The sequence below is a fragment of the Vibrio sp. S/42/10 genome, from assembly GCF_029890535.1.
Classification (GTDB): Bacteria; Pseudomonadota; Gammaproteobacteria; order Enterobacterales; family Vibrionaceae; genus Vibrio; species Vibrio cyclitrophicus.
Window position 1 is genome coordinate 110,881 of the sequence record NZ_JAKMZC010000004.1, and the last position, 14,482, is coordinate 125,362.

Sequence of the window (14,482 nt, forward strand, 5' to 3'; positions counted from 1 at the left end):
CGCTAACAATCAAGTGTTTTCACTAATAACGAACCACAGTGTTAGCGGGCTAAAAAGAAAAACCAGAGCATCAGCTCTGGTTTTTTTGTTTGCGGGGAATGGGATTAGTATTAATGAATGTGGTATGCGATCACAAAATCAATAAACAATCTAACCTTCTCAGGTAAATGGTCTTTGTGGTTATAAAGCATGTAAATATCACGAGGGTTAGCGCTCCAGTCTTCTAAGACTTGTACTAAGCTGCCGTCTTCAATGTATTCACGGATCATGACATCAGGCATTAGGGTGATACCTAGGCCTTCAGAACACGCTTGTCTGACAACATTCAATGCATTGGCGTTGAAACGACCTTTCTCGCTATTAACGACGGTCTCTTCATTCGAATTACTCAGCTGCCACTTAATCAATGGGTAGCCTTTGAGCAACGAATGGTTTGCCAACTCTTCAGCGTGACTTGGTGCAGGGTTCTTAGCCAAGTAATCAGGGCTTGCGATAAGAATATCTTTCACTTCGCTGATTTTTCTCGCGATTAAGCTTGAGTCACGTTGCGGACCGACTCTGAAAATTACGTCCCACTCCGTTGGGTCAAGCTGATCGGCTTGGTTGTTCATCATCAGCTCAATATTGATATCAGGGTATTGAGTCATGAATTCACTGAACATCGGCATCATCATGCGCTTAGTCAGGTTGGAGGGAGCGGTAATACGGATCTTCCCTGAAGCACCTTTACACACATCAGTGAGCTCTTCTGCAGTAGAAGACAGACGTTGCAGTAACGGAGAGCACTCATTGAAAAAACGTTCGCCAGCCTCTGTCAAAGAGAGTTTACGCGCGTGTCTATTGAGAAGCCTTAGGTTTAAAGAGTCTTCTAAGGCTTGGATGCGTCGTGTGATGGTCGCAACCGGAATCATAGTTTTGCGTGATGTTGCGGTGTAGCTTCCATTTTCAACGACAAGTCGAAAGAGGTTTAAATCATCTAATTTCATAAATCCAGACACATTTGTTTACAATCTCATCTAATTTATACGTAACAGTGAGATCAATGTTTGCGTTACGTCAACTCGTTGCACTATTTACAAGTATTCCAACCCTCGTCACGAATTACCAGTAAAGAGTGCAAATTTGTGTATTTAGCATTTTATTACTAAGTTTTATATTAGTTCTTGGAACAGATAACAATAATAATTCGACTTAGTTTTGTGAGGTTAAAGATTATGTACAAAACTTACAGTCAGCCAGTAATGACCTCGGCTCAGGAGATGATCAACCAAAAATGTGTCATGTTGGTTGATGATGACCCCATTTTTCGCCGTATAACCAGCGCGTATTTAGATGCGATTGGTTATAAAGTGGTTGAGGCTGAGAATGGACTGGATGCTTTGCAAAAGCTTAGGGATTCAGCACCAGATTTAATTGTGTGTGACTTATCAATGCCAATTTTGGATGGCATCGAGCTTGTAGAAGAGCTCAGCTTAGAGTATCCATCATTGCCTATGATTGTTGTGTCAGCGACAGACGACATGTCAGATGTCGCTAAAGCATTGCGATTTGGCATTAAAGACTTTTTAGCTAAACCGTTAGAGGATCACGCCCATTTAGGTAGCGCGATAGCTAATACACTCAAAGACTCGTTTGACAATATTTCAGACCAACGAGACTTTTCGAGCCAATGGTTTTCGGTAGATGACGGAGGAGAAATCCCTGAAGATCAAGAATTACATTGGCACTTGAATTACTTGCAAGACAACCCTAGTGCAGCAAAAGATCTATTGCATGCGCTACTTCCGGAAAAAGATACACGACAAGGAGCGTGGCGCTGTAGTTATCGATTGTTGCAATCAACAGAAATGATGCCACTTGTGTTTGATTACGCGTGGCTGATGAACGGGCAGTTTGCTTTTTATCTCGTTGATTCGTCTTCTTCTGATAATGGAGGCTCCGCGACGACCTTACTGGTGAGAGCTCTATTCCACGATTACATCAGGAATAGAAAAGATTTTAATGTTGACCTCAAAGATATTGCTGAGGTTTTGGAGAAAGGGATTCATTGCTCTAAGTGCGCTACGCCAGTTGATGCTTTGTTTGGTGTGGCTAATCTTGCTGAAGGGACTATCTCTATCTTACCTGCGGGTTTAGATGGGCGGTGGTCAAACGGTGAGGTGAATCAACACATTGCTGCAGGTGAGCGTTTAGGTGAAAACTGTAAGAAGAATTTTATTACAAGGGATCTGCCGATTGAAAAAGGGTGCCAGTTGTCAATGAGCTTACTGGGATCGGCAAGTTTTAGCTTAGACATACACCAACGGTCTACTGATTAACCCTATATTTCCTCGGTTTTTGTGAATAATTGATTAAGGTATAGTTGCGCAAATGGTGTGGCTATGCCTTTTTTGTTAAATGTTGATTTAGCAAAGAGGGTTTGGTTCGCCACACACTTACCTTTACTAACAAAAACAAGAAGTAATCATGGCAGATAACAAAGACTTTCAAGACCCGTTTAATGTATTCTACTTTCTAGGATTTTTAGCCGCATTTTTAGCGATCCCATTATTACCAGCAACCCTTACGTTGATTCGAGTATTCAATGGTTACGCAACATTCTAGTGAAGCTATCTTAGATAAACTAATATAGTTAACTCAAGGAGGCCACAATTAGCGTTCGAGTTTTAAGCCTCAATATTGCTGGTGGCCTTTGTATATTTCTCGCAGTTCTAGGGATAGTTTTGCCCGTTCTGCCAACCACTCCTTTTCTCCTTCTTGCCAGCGCCTGCTTCATGCGAAGCAATCCGAAAGTTCATAAATGGATGCATGAGCACAAAACGCTGGGCCCTTTACTGAACAATTGGTATCAATACGGTGCCGTTACCAAACAAGTTAAAACGCGTGGCGTATTCTTTATCTTGTTGAGTTTTGCGTTATCCATCTACTTTGCTCCTATCATTTGGGTCAAGGCTTTCCTAATTTGCGTACTTGTTATTCTTCTCACATGGTTTATGCGACTTCCAACTCATGAGTTGGTTGCTGACAGCAAAGAAAATCACTACCATTAAGCCAGTGTGCCTGCTTATTTAGCGGGCGTTTATTATTTCAGCAATGAAAGTTATGACTCTCGTTGCAATGAATACCAATCGTACCTTTCCTTGGTTTCGTGCGTTAACTTGTTTGATTCGTTAACGAGAGTTTGGAAAGTGGCCTAATGAAGTGCATAAGATTATGAACACAGAAAAAATCTCTCTGATCAAAGCTAGCATCAAAAGTATCCCTGATTACCCTAAAGCAGGTATTTTGTTCCGTGACGTGACAAGCTTGATGGAAGATCCTGCAGCTTACAAAGCGACTATCGACCTGCTGGCGGAAACATACAAGGATATGGGCTTTACTAAGATTGTTGGTACTGAAGCTCGTGGTTTCCTATTTGGTGCGCCTTTGGCACTTGAGCTTGGTGTTGGTTTTATCCCTGTTCGTAAACCGGGTAAACTGCCTCGCGAAACAGTGGCACAATCTTATGAGCTAGAGTACGGCACAGATACATTAGAAATCCATACCGACGCTATCGTTGAAGGCGATAAAGTACTGATGGTCGATGACTTGCTTGCAACTGGCGGTACGATTGAAGCAACAACAAAGTTGATTCGTCAGCTTGGTGGTGTGGTAGAGCATGCTGCATTTGTAATTAACCTTCCAGAAATCGGTGGTGACAAGCGCTTAAAAGGCCTAGGTCTAGAAGTGTTTAGCATCTGCGAATTCGACGGTCATTAATCCTTTTCGGAATTATTCATGAGCTATCTTGCGTTAGCGCGAAAATGGCGACCAACCAAATTTAAAGAAGTGGTTGGTCAAGCCCATGTTTTAACAGCATTAGAGAATGCCCTTAGCCAGAATAGGTTGCACCATGCGTACTTGTTCAGCGGTACACGAGGTGTCGGTAAGACAACCATCGGTCGTTTGTTTGCTAAGGGCCTCAACTGTGAAACAGGCATTACCTCAACACCTTGTGGTGAATGCCCAACCTGTAAAGAGATCGATGAAGGTCGTTTTGTTGACCTGCTCGAGATTGATGCGGCATCACGAACAAAGGTAGAAGATACCCGCGAGCTTCTGGACAATGTTCAGTACAAGCCTGCACGTGGTCGCTTCAAGGTTTACCTTATCGATGAAGTACACATGCTTTCTAGGCACAGTTTCAACGCACTTCTAAAAACTTTAGAAGAACCGCCTGAATATGTGAAATTCTTGCTCGCAACGACAGATCCACAGAAGCTTCCAGTGACTATTTTGTCGCGTTGTCTGCAATTCCACCTTAAGCCGATCAGCGTGGATAACATTCATGAGCAGCTTGATCATATTCTAGAGCAAGAGAGCGTAACTTCTGAGTCTCGTGCGCTTGGAATGATTGCGCATGCGGCCGATGGCAGTATGCGTGACGCTCTTAGTCTAACAGATCAAGCGATTGCATTAGGCAATGGCAATGTAGTGACAGACACTGTTGCTCATATGCTCGGGACACTTGATACCGACCAAGCGATTCATCTTCTTGAAGCGATTAGCAGTAAACAGCCACAATTAGCGATGGCTTGCATTCAAGCTCTTGCTGAAAATGGCGTTGAGTGGGATGGATTGCTGAGTCAACTTGCGACTCAACTACACCGTTTGGCGATGTATCAAGCTCTGCCGTCTACTTTAGATAAGGCTCAGCCTGATGCCGAAAGGCTAGAACTGCTGAGCAAAGCGTTAAGCCCTCAAGACATCCAACTCTACTACCAGATAGTGCTGAAAGGTCGTGAAGACTTGTCATTATCGCCAACCGCTCGTGTTGGTATTGAGATGGTGGTTCTGCGTATGTTGGCGTTTAGACCGGTTGAACAAGCGGCTGCTACAGTTATCACGACTCAGTCGACAAGTCCTGTGCTAGCGCCTGCTACTCAAGCTCAAAGCGTTGCTCAACCTGTGAATCCATCTACACCAATGGCCGCTCCGAGACAGCCAGCTCAGGTTCAACAGCCCGTTCCGATGCAACAACATACGCCTCAGCAGAAAGCTATACCGCAACCGTCGATACAACAGCAACCGCAGCAGAATCAGGGGCAACATTCAGATTCGCAAGGTTACGCTGATCACGCAGGCTACCAAGGTTATCCAGAACAGGATTACCCGCATAGCCAAGATGATGCGCCACCGGCTTATGACGAACGTCCTAGCTACGGTACAGATCAGCCTCAGCAGCAACAAACGAATTATCAGAACCAGAGTCCGGTTCAACAGCCAAGCGCTGCACCTTCTGCTCCTTCTGTTTTGCAAGAGCAACCAGCGCGCGCAACCTCGCCAGTGAGTGGCTTACGCCATCAATTGCGTTCTCAACGTAGAGGCAGTGCTGCAACAGAAAACAAAGGGTCAGTGCCAAAAAAGGCTAAAGCGACACCAGCTAAAACTTCAGTTCTTGACCGAGTTGCTCAGCAACACGGTGGTTCTGAGCGGGTGTCGCCCGCTTCGTTATCCACTTCTTCTACAGAAAATGTTGCCAATGATAATGAACCTTATCGCTGGAAACCGTCTAAACCTGTAGTGAAAGAGGTGAGTAAAGAGCTTACACCCACTCAGATCAAGCGCGCGTTAGAGCACATTAAGACACCAGAAATGGTTGATAAATTGCTGCAAGAATCTATTGCTCAAGATGAATGGTCCGCCACGATTCAAAAGCTGGAAACAGCAAAGCTTGTTGAACAGTTAGCATTGAACTCAGTGTTTGCTAAAAATGGCACATCAATCACCTTAACGTTAAGATCGAGCCAAGCTCACCTGAATACGGATCGAGCACAGAGTGAGTTGTTACAGTCTCTCAATACCGTGCTCGGAGAAGAGTGTCATTTGAGTGTGGAAATCGGTGACGGTGGAGAAACACCTCTCGAATTAAGAGAAAGATTGTACCAAGGTAAGTTGAAAGACGCGTTTACCGCTTTGGAAAACGATGCCAATGTACAGTTTATTGAGAGGCGTTTTGCTGCTGAGCTCGACAGAGACAGTGTTCGCCCTATATAGAGCTTTTTCACGTTTAGTGACCTGCGTATCATCCTAGATAAGCAAATCTGAGAACTGAACCTCGAGGGGTTGAATCACTGTGGTTTAACCCCCATTTAAGCACCAAAGCTTAATAAATTTTAATAAACTAATTAGACCAGAGAGTATTAACATGTTTGGTAAAGGCGGTATGGGCAACATGATGAAGCAAGCCCAGCAAATGCAAGAGCGCATGCAAAAGCTTCAAGAAGAAATCGCGAATATGGAAGTTACAGGTGAGTCAGGTGCTGGCCTTGTAAAAGTAACCATCACTGGTAGCCACAGCGTTCGCCGTGTTGATATCGATGAAAGCCTAATGGAAGACGATAAAGAGATGCTTGAAGATCTTATCGCTGCTGCTTTCAACGACGCGGCTCGTCGTGTTGAAGAGACTCAAAAAGAGAAAATGGCTGGCGTAACTGGTGGGATGCAACTTCCACCAGGTATGAAGATGCCTTTCTAAGTAACTTATTCTTTAAAGTTAATTCAAGTGGTGGTTTGTGTTGAACAAGTCACCGTTTGAAAATCAGAACGGTTAACTATGCGTACCAGTCATATGCTGGAGCATTTGATGGAGGCCTTACGTTGTCTACCTGGGGTTGGTCCCAAGTCGGCGCAGCGTATGGCCTTTCATTTGTTACAGCGCGATAGAAAAGGCGGCCTACAGTTGGCTGATGCTCTTAGCCAGGCAATGACAGAAATTGGTCATTGTAATGAGTGCCGTACTTTTACTGAAGAAGATACCTGCCATATTTGTACCAACCCTAAACGTCAGGAAAATGGTCAAATCTGTGTAGTAGAGAGCCCTGCAGACATTGCAGCAATTGAAGCAACTGGCCAATATTCAGGCCGTTACTTTGTGTTGATGGGCCACCTTTCGCCACTTGATGGGATTGGTCCAAGTGATATTGGCCTCGATGTTTTGGATTACCGCTTACGTCGTGGTGATATCACAGAGGTTATTCTCGCGACCAACCCAACGGTTGAAGGCGAAGCAACGGCCCATTACATTGCTGAGCTATGCAATGCCCATGAAGTGAACGCAAGTCGAATCGCCCATGGTGTTCCCGTTGGTGGTGAGCTAGAGCTGGTGGATGGCACCACGCTTTCGCACTCCTTACTCGGTCGTCATAAGATATAAAAAAGCCGCTTGGTGAATAATCACTAAGCGGCTTTTTCTTCTTTTGTTATAAAGCTTTGTCCTTGAACGTGTCTATTCTAAAACCTTTCAAACGATTAATCAGAGCCGCGCACGGCTTTGTAAATCGCAGCGCCAATCACGGCACCAATAATCGGTGCAATCCAGAATAGCCATAATTGCGAAACAGCCCAGTCTCCAACAAATACGGCTACACCAGTACTTCGAGCAGGATTCACAGAGGTATTAGTGACGGGGATACTGATAAGGTGGATCAAGGTTAAACAAAGACCAATCGCGATAGGTGCAAATCCAGCCGGTGCTTTTGAATCGGTTGCCCCCATGATCACGAATAGGAACACCATGGTCATGACCACTTCACACACGAGTGCTGCGGTTAGCGAATAGTCACCCGGTGAGTGTTCACCGTAACCATTCGAAGCAAAGCCTGATGAGACAACGTCAAAACCTGCTTGGCCAGAAGCAATCACAAATAGCACGCCGCCCGCGATAATACCGCCAATCACTTGGGCAATAATATAAGGCGCAACATCTTTGCCATCAAAGCGACCACCACTCCATAGGCCGATGGTGACAGCAGGGTTGAGGTGGCAACCGGATATATGACCAATAGCGAAAGCCATAGTGAGTACGGTTAAACCAAAGGCAAGGGAAACTCCGAGTAGGCCAATTCCCACATCAGGGAAAGCCGCGGCTAAGACGGCACTACCACAACCGCCCAACACCAACCAAAACGTACCAAACATTTCTGCGATATACCTATTCATAACGATCCTTATTAATCTGTACCAGTATCAACAAGATAGTTTAGATTTCGTAACTTTGTGAAATCTTGAGCATATAGAAGGCAGAAAAGGGCAGATGCGCTTAGGTAATCGCTTCTAATTCGATCAGGTTATCAAGGGCTTCTTGGTCGGTCTTGCCACAAATGACAGGGCAGGCTTTGAATTGGTGGCACACCTTAGGGCGCGAAGATAGACCAAACAGCTTACAAAGATTTTGCTCATTTAATTGAATGCATCGCACGCCCGCAGGCTTGCCATTGGGCATTCCAGGAATAGCTGATGTAATACTTGGAGCGACACAACATGCTCCACAACCTAAACGACATTCCATCAAATTAAACTCACTAAATAGCAGGGGGCGCGATAGTAGCAAAAAATGATGAGAGTGACAGCTGTTGATTGAATCAAAGAATGAACAATGATTATCCTTGAACTTTTTATGGGCTAGCGGTATAACACGCACCCCAGTAAATGAGTAAGAAGTAATCCTATGACGAATCCATTTTGGCAAGAAAAAACACTAGAACAGATGACAGAGCAAGAGTGGGAATCACTGTGTGATGGTTGTGGTAAGTGTTGCCTGCATAAACTAATGGATGAAGATAGCGATGAAGTTTACTACACCAATGTGGCATGTAGCTGGTTAAACGACAAAACATGTTCGTGTAAAGACTACCCGAACCGTTTCACTTCTGGTGAAGAGTGCTTGAAGCTGACTCGTGACAAGATCGACGAGTTTCACTGGCTACCAGATACTTGTGCTTATCGCCTTTTATCAGAATCTAAGCCTATTCCTGAATGGCACCCATTGATCACCGGATCAAAAACAGAGATGCATGCAGCAGGCGAAAGTGTTCGTAATAAAGTGGTGTACGAAATTGATGTTGTCGATTGGGAAGACCACATTTTAAACCACCCGAACCGTTAGTTATTCTAAAAACAGCCGCTTTTGAGCGGCTGTTTTGCGTCGCCTAAATTTAAAACTTACTTAATTACTTAACTTAAAGGCTTAAAACAAAAAACGCCCCGGAGGGCGCTAAAGTTAAACGAGCAAAAAAGATTCAGGCTAGTTTACTTGTTGTTTAATGTACTCACCCAATTCTGAGTGGTGCATGATTTTCGAAACCGGCAGTATTTTCTCAGCTGGGCCCCAAGCAAACACGTTCACAGGTGTGTGAGTATGTGTACCTGTACCCCAAACAATGTTTTGACCCGTTGCTTGTTCACGAGCAAGCAGGTTGCCACGGTCGTTATATGGGAAGAATGCATCGAAATCGTTGATAGCAGGTACTTCTTCTGCTGACAAGTATTTGTGCTGAGCCAATCGGTATGGGTTCGGCTTACTGGCTAATACGTTTTTCGCTTGTTCCGCTGTAATAGGGAACTCACTGTTTTTGTTGACTATTTCGGCCAGTTTTTCAGGTGTTTGCTGTGCTTTATCTAGCTTTTGAAATTCGCTGATCATGCCGTAGTAGCTTTGCTTCTGATTGTATAGACCATCAAGAATATCGAATGCGCCAAAGTTAAAGTTGGGTGCATAGTCGCGATCAGCGAAGGCTTCGCCAGAACGTTTCTGTGGTTTTGGTAAGTCGTTAGAAGAGTAGCTGAAACCGAAAGATCCTGTTTCGTGGTCTGCGGTCACAATCACGATCGTGTCTTCACGATCTTTTGCCCATTCATACACAGTTTGGATCGCTTCATCAAACTTGAGCAGTTCATGCAGCATCGTGCCGGCATCGTTACTGTGACCCGCCCAATCGATTTGGCCACCTTCAACCATTAGGAAAAAGCCATCTTCATCTTTGGATAGGATGTTGAGCGCTTTTTTTGTCATCTCTTTCAGGCTTGGCTGAGTTCGTTCGCCACTCTTTTTCTTGTTGCTGTAAGCGATGCCATCATCCATGCCTGAGTAGGCGAATAGGCCAAGTAGTTTATCGCCCTTAGCGTCGTCTAGCATGTTGCGATTAAACACCAGTTGGTAGCCGTCTTTCTCTGCTTCAGTCAGCAGGTTACGGTCGTCTTTACGCTTCGATTTGAGATAAACATCACCTTGAGTCAGTTTCTCAAGTTGCTTATAGGTTTCACCTTTGTCGTTGGTCGATTTAGGAATCCAATGACGTAGCCCTCCAGAGAGCATCACATCAGCGCCCGTTGCTAACATATCAGATGCAATTTGATTCTCTAAAGAACGGTGAGGTTGGTGAGCGGCGAAAGAAGCCGGGGTCGCGTGAGTTAAGCGTGTGTCGGACACTAAGCCGGTCGCTTTGCCTGCTTTTTTCGCTTTCTCAAGTACGGTCTCAACATGGTTACCCTGTGAATCGATACCGATCACTTCTGAACCGCTGTAGATACCCGTTGCAAGCATGGTCGCAGAGCAAGCTGAATCCACTACGATTGCGTCTTCCGGATGCGTTAGGGATGAACCAATAACCCCTTCTTGAGCAAGTTGATAAATGGCCGTTTTGTTCCCTTTATAGATGGAATTTGGCGCTTGGTTTGCGTAGGTTTCCAATAAGCCAACTTGCTGAGGTCCCATGCCGTCGCCGATCATCAGAATGACATTTTTGATTTCTGCTGAAAGTACGTTGAATGAGAGTGTAGAGGTTACCACTGCGGTAACAATTGGTTTCATAAAGTGCTTCATTAGTTATCCCTTTTTATATAAGCGGGATGATTAGAACACCGATTTATGTCAAAGTCGTTTCATATTTGTTTCATCAACATGAAAGTGAGCAATAACTCAAGTTTTTAGAAAAACATAAAAAAAGGCTCACATTTCTGTGAGCCTTGGTCTTATTTAGGAGCGTCCAGATTAACGGACGATGTCATGGCTAATGTCAAGCAAGCGGCAGTTCTGCAACCACCTGGTTGAACGCGACTCGAGCTTTTTGAGCTTGCTCAGATAACTCTACTTTCTTCGCTTGAGCTGTACTTAAGTCGTTTTCAGCCTGCTCAAGAGCTTGTTGTAGATTTTCTGGAAGTTCATGTGTTTCCATTTGCGCACCTTGTTCAAGAACATAAGCACGAATTTCTTTCTTAACATCCGCTAGCGCTTTGTAAGCTTCACGTTCATGTTCAGCTGCCTCTTGTGCGGCATCTTTCTCTTTTTCAAACTGTGCTAATGCCATACCTTCTGCCGACCATGGATCCATGTCTGGTAGTTCTTCGATGTTAATCGTTGGTTCGATGTACGCGTCTTGATGACGTAGATCTAGGCTAGTGGCTCGAACGGCTGAAATCATCAACATCACAGAGATCGCTAGTAGTGGTAAACCACCTACGATTGCTGCGGTTTGTAGTGTACTTAACCCCCCCAAGAACATCAGGATTGTTGGTAAGAACGAAAGTGTAAATGCCCAGAACATACGGTTCCAACGCATCGGCTCTTCTGTCACGTTGTTCTGAACTACAGAAGCCAGAATATAAGAGATAGAATCAAAGGTTGTCGCAGTGAAAATGATACATAGCAGTGTGAATACTGCGATCACCAATGTGCTCATTGGCAGTTGTGCCAGCATCGAGAAGATCGCTTTAGTTGCGCCTTCTTCGTTCAAGATAGCAACGACATCGAGCTCACCAGACAACTGTAGAGATAAACCGTAGTTACCTAAGATCATGAAGAATAAGAAACAGCCTAATGAACCAAAGAAGATTGAGCCTGACACCATTTGTTTAATGGTTCTGCCACGAGAGATTCGTGCAACAAATAGGCCCATACTCGGTGCGAAAACTAGCCACCATGCCCAATAGAAAATGGTCCAATCTTGTGGGAAGTGCGTGTTTTCAAAGGTTCCGTAACCACCAAATGGTTCTGCCCATGTTGCCATCACGAAAAAGTTAGACAGTAGGCGACCAATTGAATCTAGGCCTGTTTCCAGCATGAAAATCGTAGGGCCAGCAATCAGAACGAAAGCCAATAGCCCCATCGCACCCCAGAAGTTGATGTTGCTGAGGATCTTGATGCCTTTTTCTAAACCCGCATAAGATGAGTACGCAAAAATAGCAGTACAAACCAGAAGTACCATCACTTGAGTTAGGTTGTTTTTAGGCAGACCGAATAGGTGGTTAAGGCCTTCAGTGATAAGAGGAGCTGCTAAACCTAAAGTTGTGGCTGCGCCGCCTAATAGACCGAAAATGAATAGGATATCGACGATCTTTCCCGGTACGCCCTTACTACGGTGTTCACCAAGAACGGGCATTAGAGCGCTAGAGATTTTTAGAACAGGTTGTTTACGAACATAGAAGAAGTAAGCAATAGGAATCGCAGGGATCAAGTAGATAGACCATGCGATTGGTCCCCAGTGGAACAGACCATAAGTCGCTGCCCAACGAACGGCTTCCTCACTGCCTGGCTCCAGTTGGAAAGGAGGTGATTGATAGTAATAAGCCCACTCAATACAGCCCCAGTACAAGATACTTGCACCGATACCACCACAGAACAGCATTGCTGCCCATGATGCTGTTTTAAATTCTGGCTCTTCGTCCGCTTCGCCAAGTTTGATTTGTCCCATATCACTGAAGACAACATAAACCATGAACGCACACGCTGCTAGGCCAAGCGCTAAATATAGAAAGCCGAGTTGATCGGTCATAAAAGTTTTAGCTACCGCAATCCAGTCTGCTCCTTGAGTAGGGAACATAATCAGCGGGAAGACGATCGTGAGTAGGAGTGCTATCGCACCAAAAAAGGTCGGCTTGTCAATAAGCTCAAAAGTGTTTTTCACGAGTATTATTCCATTAAAATGAGAGCGGAATTATGGAGTGAACTCGTTTTTTAGGACAAATCAGGTCTGTTGTCGTGACGACAAATCACTTTTTACAATAGAAAAGACTCTATGCAAAGGGGCAATGCAAGAGATGCAGCGTAAGGGATGGGATGCAGTGGAGAACGATAAAGTGTTAGACCAGAGCGAGAAGGATTCCACCAACGGTTGCCGCTGCGGACAAATATTGCCCAGCTGAATACGAACCGTCGTCTTCTTCTTCGATCTTGTCTGGGTGATCCATACCTAGAGCGCCATGAGCAAATGATTCAACCTTATCGGTAACGGTTTCATTCTCTGCTTCAATTTTTTTTGCTTCTTTATCGATTTCTTTCAGGGCTGATAAGAGCGCTTTGCCTTCATTAGAAAGCTTAACAGTGTTTTGTTCAACCTTAAGAGGCGCGGGCTTTTCAGCTTCACTGTTTTTACTCTGTGAGTTCATTTGCGAAGGTGAATATAGCTGGGTATTACTCGTTCCTACCGGCGTCATATAGCTCTCCTTACCTATCCTTAAATATAGTATCGGCAGAGGTGTGAAAAACTTGTGCATTTAATCACCATGGTGATGTTTTTTTATTCGCACATTACATTTTCATCTGCTTAATCAAAACTGCTTGGTAATTAAGCAATTCCTATGCCGATATCAATATTTATCTTAGGGCGCGATTGAACAAGCTTTTAGTTTGCCAGACTTGTAGCATGCCAGACCTAAACTTGGATAAGATTAAGTCTGGATAGCGAGTTTAGTCGCACTTGAGATCGGATCCGCGCTTAGATAGGTGCTTGTATGCCTTCATTCGGTTCTCTTTCTTAACAAAACGAGCCGGTGGAGAAAGCACTTTTAGTTGGTAGTCACTGCTATTCGATGAGATTTCTTCAACTGGACTGATGATGGCAATTTTCAAATCAGGGTTACGACGTAGAATCGACGCTGCAGTGCCTAAACCACCTTCGGTGTGGAATTTACCAGCCACATGGATCACCTGTTGTTCAGGGTTTGATGCTAGGTAATCCACAATCGATTCAGCCATAGTTTCGTCCCAGGTTACCTGAGCGGAAAATTGCTTTTCTGTTTGCTCTGGTGTGCCGTGATGCATTGAAGACATGAACTTTTCTTTGTAAGAGCTATCGCCAGTATCGACTTCTGAAGCAATCCATTGGCGTTGTTCCGTCGTTAGCTGATCTAGATAGGATAATCCTTTACGGCCGATACACTGTACAAAGGGTTTTGGTGCGTTTGCCGCAATGATATCGACATCGTTGGCTTTTGCGAATTCAACCAGCGCACGATAATCACTTTCGTAATTTGGCCAAGCAGCGGCTTGAGACATAAGAACTTGTTCGCCAATCTCACCGTTTAGATATTGGTTTAATGTGTCTTGATGCTCTCGAGTGAATTGTTCCATTGATAACGCAATGTTTGGCGTAGCGTTTCGACGCACTTTTAGGAAATCGGTTTGGAAGCGATGGATAGCAGAGTGAGTGTGCCATTCTCCAATAAGAACGACGTCAGCTTCTGTCAGTTGCTTGGGTAACGCATCGAGGGAAAGTGTTTTACCTTGTGGGGAAGCAAACTGGTAATCATAAAATGTGAAAACGGTTTTTGTTTGCGTGTTAGCCACTGTTTGAGAAGTGTTGTTTGAAGGTTGAGTAGCACAAGCTGTAAGCAGGGTAGCTAATCCGATAAGAATAATACGTTGCATGAAATGCCTCCTTGAAGA

The 14,482-nt window shown here is 44.5% G+C and carries 15 protein-coding genes; 8 read left to right on the forward strand and 7 right to left on the reverse strand.

Annotation, left to right across the window (positions count from 1 at the left end; genetic code table 11):
• Positions 1 to 110: 110 nt before the first annotated feature.
• Positions 111 to 986 carry a LysR family transcriptional regulator gene (locus L8S15_RS06315; protein ID WP_004734167.1) on the reverse strand — a complete coding sequence of 292 codons (876 nt, stop codon included), beginning with the start codon at positions 984 to 986 and terminating at the stop codon, positions 111 to 113.
• 228 nt (positions 987 to 1,214) lie between these two features.
• Between L8S15_RS06315 and L8S15_RS06320 the strand changes: the two genes are divergently transcribed.
• The 7 genes from L8S15_RS06320 (at position 1,215) to recR (ending at position 7,195) form a co-directional block, all read left to right on the forward strand.
• Positions 1,215 to 2,318: a response regulator gene (locus L8S15_RS06320; protein WP_280572113.1), complete on the forward strand. Its 1,104-nt coding sequence runs from the start codon at positions 1,215 to 1,217 to the stop codon at positions 2,316 to 2,318.
• A 148-nt stretch (positions 2,319 to 2,466) separates the two neighbouring features.
• Complete coding sequence (locus L8S15_RS06325) at positions 2,467 to 2,604, forward strand: hypothetical protein (RefSeq protein WP_004734169.1); 138 nt, start codon at positions 2,467 to 2,469, stop codon at positions 2,602 to 2,604.
• A gap of 74 nt (positions 2,605 to 2,678) precedes the next feature.
• A complete protein-coding gene (locus tag L8S15_RS06330; protein WP_029189203.1) occupies positions 2,679 to 3,050 on the forward strand; it encodes a YbaN family protein in 372 nt (123 codons plus the stop codon).
• Positions 3,051 to 3,213: 163 nt separating this feature from the next.
• Positions 3,214 to 3,759 carry an adenine phosphoribosyltransferase gene (apt, locus tag L8S15_RS06335; RefSeq protein WP_010436920.1) on the forward strand — a complete coding sequence of 182 codons (546 nt, stop codon included), beginning with the start codon at positions 3,214 to 3,216 and terminating at the stop codon, positions 3,757 to 3,759.
• Between the two features lie 18 nt (positions 3,760 to 3,777).
• Positions 3,778 to 6,036, forward strand: a complete 2,259-nt coding sequence (gene dnaX, locus L8S15_RS06340; protein ID WP_280572114.1) for a DNA polymerase III subunit gamma/tau — start codon at positions 3,778 to 3,780, stop codon at positions 6,034 to 6,036.
• A gap of 151 nt (positions 6,037 to 6,187) precedes the next feature.
• The gene (locus tag L8S15_RS06345) at positions 6,188 to 6,517 is read left to right on the forward strand and encodes a YbaB/EbfC family nucleoid-associated protein (protein WP_009848672.1); all 330 of its coding nucleotides are present in this window, start codon (positions 6,188 to 6,190) and stop codon (positions 6,515 to 6,517) included.
• A gap of 78 nt (positions 6,518 to 6,595) precedes the next feature.
• Entirely contained in the window at positions 6,596 to 7,195 is a 600-nt protein-coding gene (recR, locus tag L8S15_RS06350) for a recombination mediator RecR (protein WP_010436925.1), read from the forward strand.
• 95 nt (positions 7,196 to 7,290) lie between these two features.
• On the opposite strand, the gene aqpZ is transcribed toward recR, so the two are convergent.
• Positions 7,291 to 7,980, reverse strand: a complete 690-nt coding sequence (gene aqpZ / locus L8S15_RS06355) for an aquaporin Z (protein WP_016767513.1) — start codon at positions 7,978 to 7,980, stop codon at positions 7,291 to 7,293.
• Between the two features lie 100 nt (positions 7,981 to 8,080).
• Complete coding sequence (locus tag L8S15_RS06360; RefSeq protein ID WP_010436940.1) at positions 8,081 to 8,329, reverse strand: YkgJ family cysteine cluster protein; 249 nt, start codon at positions 8,327 to 8,329, stop codon at positions 8,081 to 8,083.
• 159 nt (positions 8,330 to 8,488) lie between these two features.
• On the opposite strand from L8S15_RS06360, the gene L8S15_RS06365 reads away from it, so the two are divergent.
• On the forward strand, positions 8,489 to 8,926 hold the full coding sequence (locus tag L8S15_RS06365) for a YcgN family cysteine cluster protein (protein WP_016767514.1): 438 nt from the start codon (positions 8,489 to 8,491) through the stop codon (positions 8,924 to 8,926).
• 138 nt (positions 8,927 to 9,064) lie between these two features.
• Here L8S15_RS06365 and L8S15_RS06370 read toward each other — a convergent pair whose 3' ends face one another.
• The 4 genes from L8S15_RS06370 to L8S15_RS06385 form a co-directional block, all read right to left on the reverse strand.
• Complete coding sequence (locus L8S15_RS06370; protein WP_010437048.1) at positions 9,065 to 10,642, reverse strand: alkaline phosphatase; 1,578 nt, start codon at positions 10,640 to 10,642, stop codon at positions 9,065 to 9,067.
• A gap of 193 nt (positions 10,643 to 10,835) precedes the next feature.
• Complete coding sequence (locus tag L8S15_RS06375; protein ID WP_010437049.1) at positions 10,836 to 12,722, reverse strand: BCCT family transporter; 1,887 nt, start codon at positions 12,720 to 12,722, stop codon at positions 10,836 to 10,838.
• 175 nt (positions 12,723 to 12,897) lie between these two features.
• Complete coding sequence (locus tag L8S15_RS06380) at positions 12,898 to 13,251, reverse strand: hypothetical protein (RefSeq protein WP_010437053.1); 354 nt, start codon at positions 13,249 to 13,251, stop codon at positions 12,898 to 12,900.
• Between the two features lie 253 nt (positions 13,252 to 13,504).
• Complete coding sequence (locus L8S15_RS06385; protein ID WP_016798151.1) at positions 13,505 to 14,464, reverse strand: ChaN family lipoprotein; 960 nt, start codon at positions 14,462 to 14,464, stop codon at positions 13,505 to 13,507.
• Positions 14,465 to 14,482: the final 18 nt, after the last annotated feature.

What these genes read in the sequence shown, in the direction of transcription:
- L8S15_RS06315 (WP_004734167.1), bottom strand. Translation starts at nt 986, where the DNA reads ATGAAATTAGATGATTTAAACCTCTTTCGACTTGTCGTTGAAAATGGA.
- L8S15_RS06320 (WP_280572113.1), top strand. Translation starts at nt 1,215, where the DNA reads ATGTACAAAACTTACAGTCAGCCAGTAATGACCTCGGCTCAGGAGATG.
- L8S15_RS06325 (WP_004734169.1), top strand. Translation starts at nt 2,467, where the DNA reads ATGGCAGATAACAAAGACTTTCAAGACCCGTTTAATGTATTCTACTTT.
- apt (WP_010436920.1), top strand. Translation starts at nt 3,214, where the DNA reads ATGAACACAGAAAAAATCTCTCTGATCAAAGCTAGCATCAAAAGTATC.
- dnaX (WP_280572114.1), top strand. Translation starts at nt 3,778, where the DNA reads ATGAGCTATCTTGCGTTAGCGCGAAAATGGCGACCAACCAAATTTAAA.
- L8S15_RS06345 (WP_009848672.1), top strand. Translation starts at nt 6,188, where the DNA reads ATGTTTGGTAAAGGCGGTATGGGCAACATGATGAAGCAAGCCCAGCAA.
- recR (WP_010436925.1), top strand. Translation starts at nt 6,596, where the DNA reads ATGCGTACCAGTCATATGCTGGAGCATTTGATGGAGGCCTTACGTTGT.
- aqpZ (WP_016767513.1), bottom strand. Translation starts at nt 7,980, where the DNA reads ATGAATAGGTATATCGCAGAAATGTTTGGTACGTTTTGGTTGGTGTTG.
- L8S15_RS06360 (WP_010436940.1), bottom strand. Translation starts at nt 8,329, where the DNA reads ATGGAATGTCGTTTAGGTTGTGGAGCATGTTGTGTCGCTCCAAGTATT.
- L8S15_RS06365 (WP_016767514.1), top strand. Translation starts at nt 8,489, where the DNA reads ATGACGAATCCATTTTGGCAAGAAAAAACACTAGAACAGATGACAGAG.
- L8S15_RS06370 (WP_010437048.1), bottom strand. Translation starts at nt 10,642, where the DNA reads ATGAAGCACTTTATGAAACCAATTGTTACCGCAGTGGTAACCTCTACA.
- L8S15_RS06380 (WP_010437053.1), bottom strand. Translation starts at nt 13,251, where the DNA reads ATGACGCCGGTAGGAACGAGTAATACCCAGCTATATTCACCTTCGCAA.
- L8S15_RS06385 (WP_016798151.1), bottom strand. Translation starts at nt 14,464, where the DNA reads ATGCAACGTATTATTCTTATCGGATTAGCTACCCTGCTTACAGCTTGT.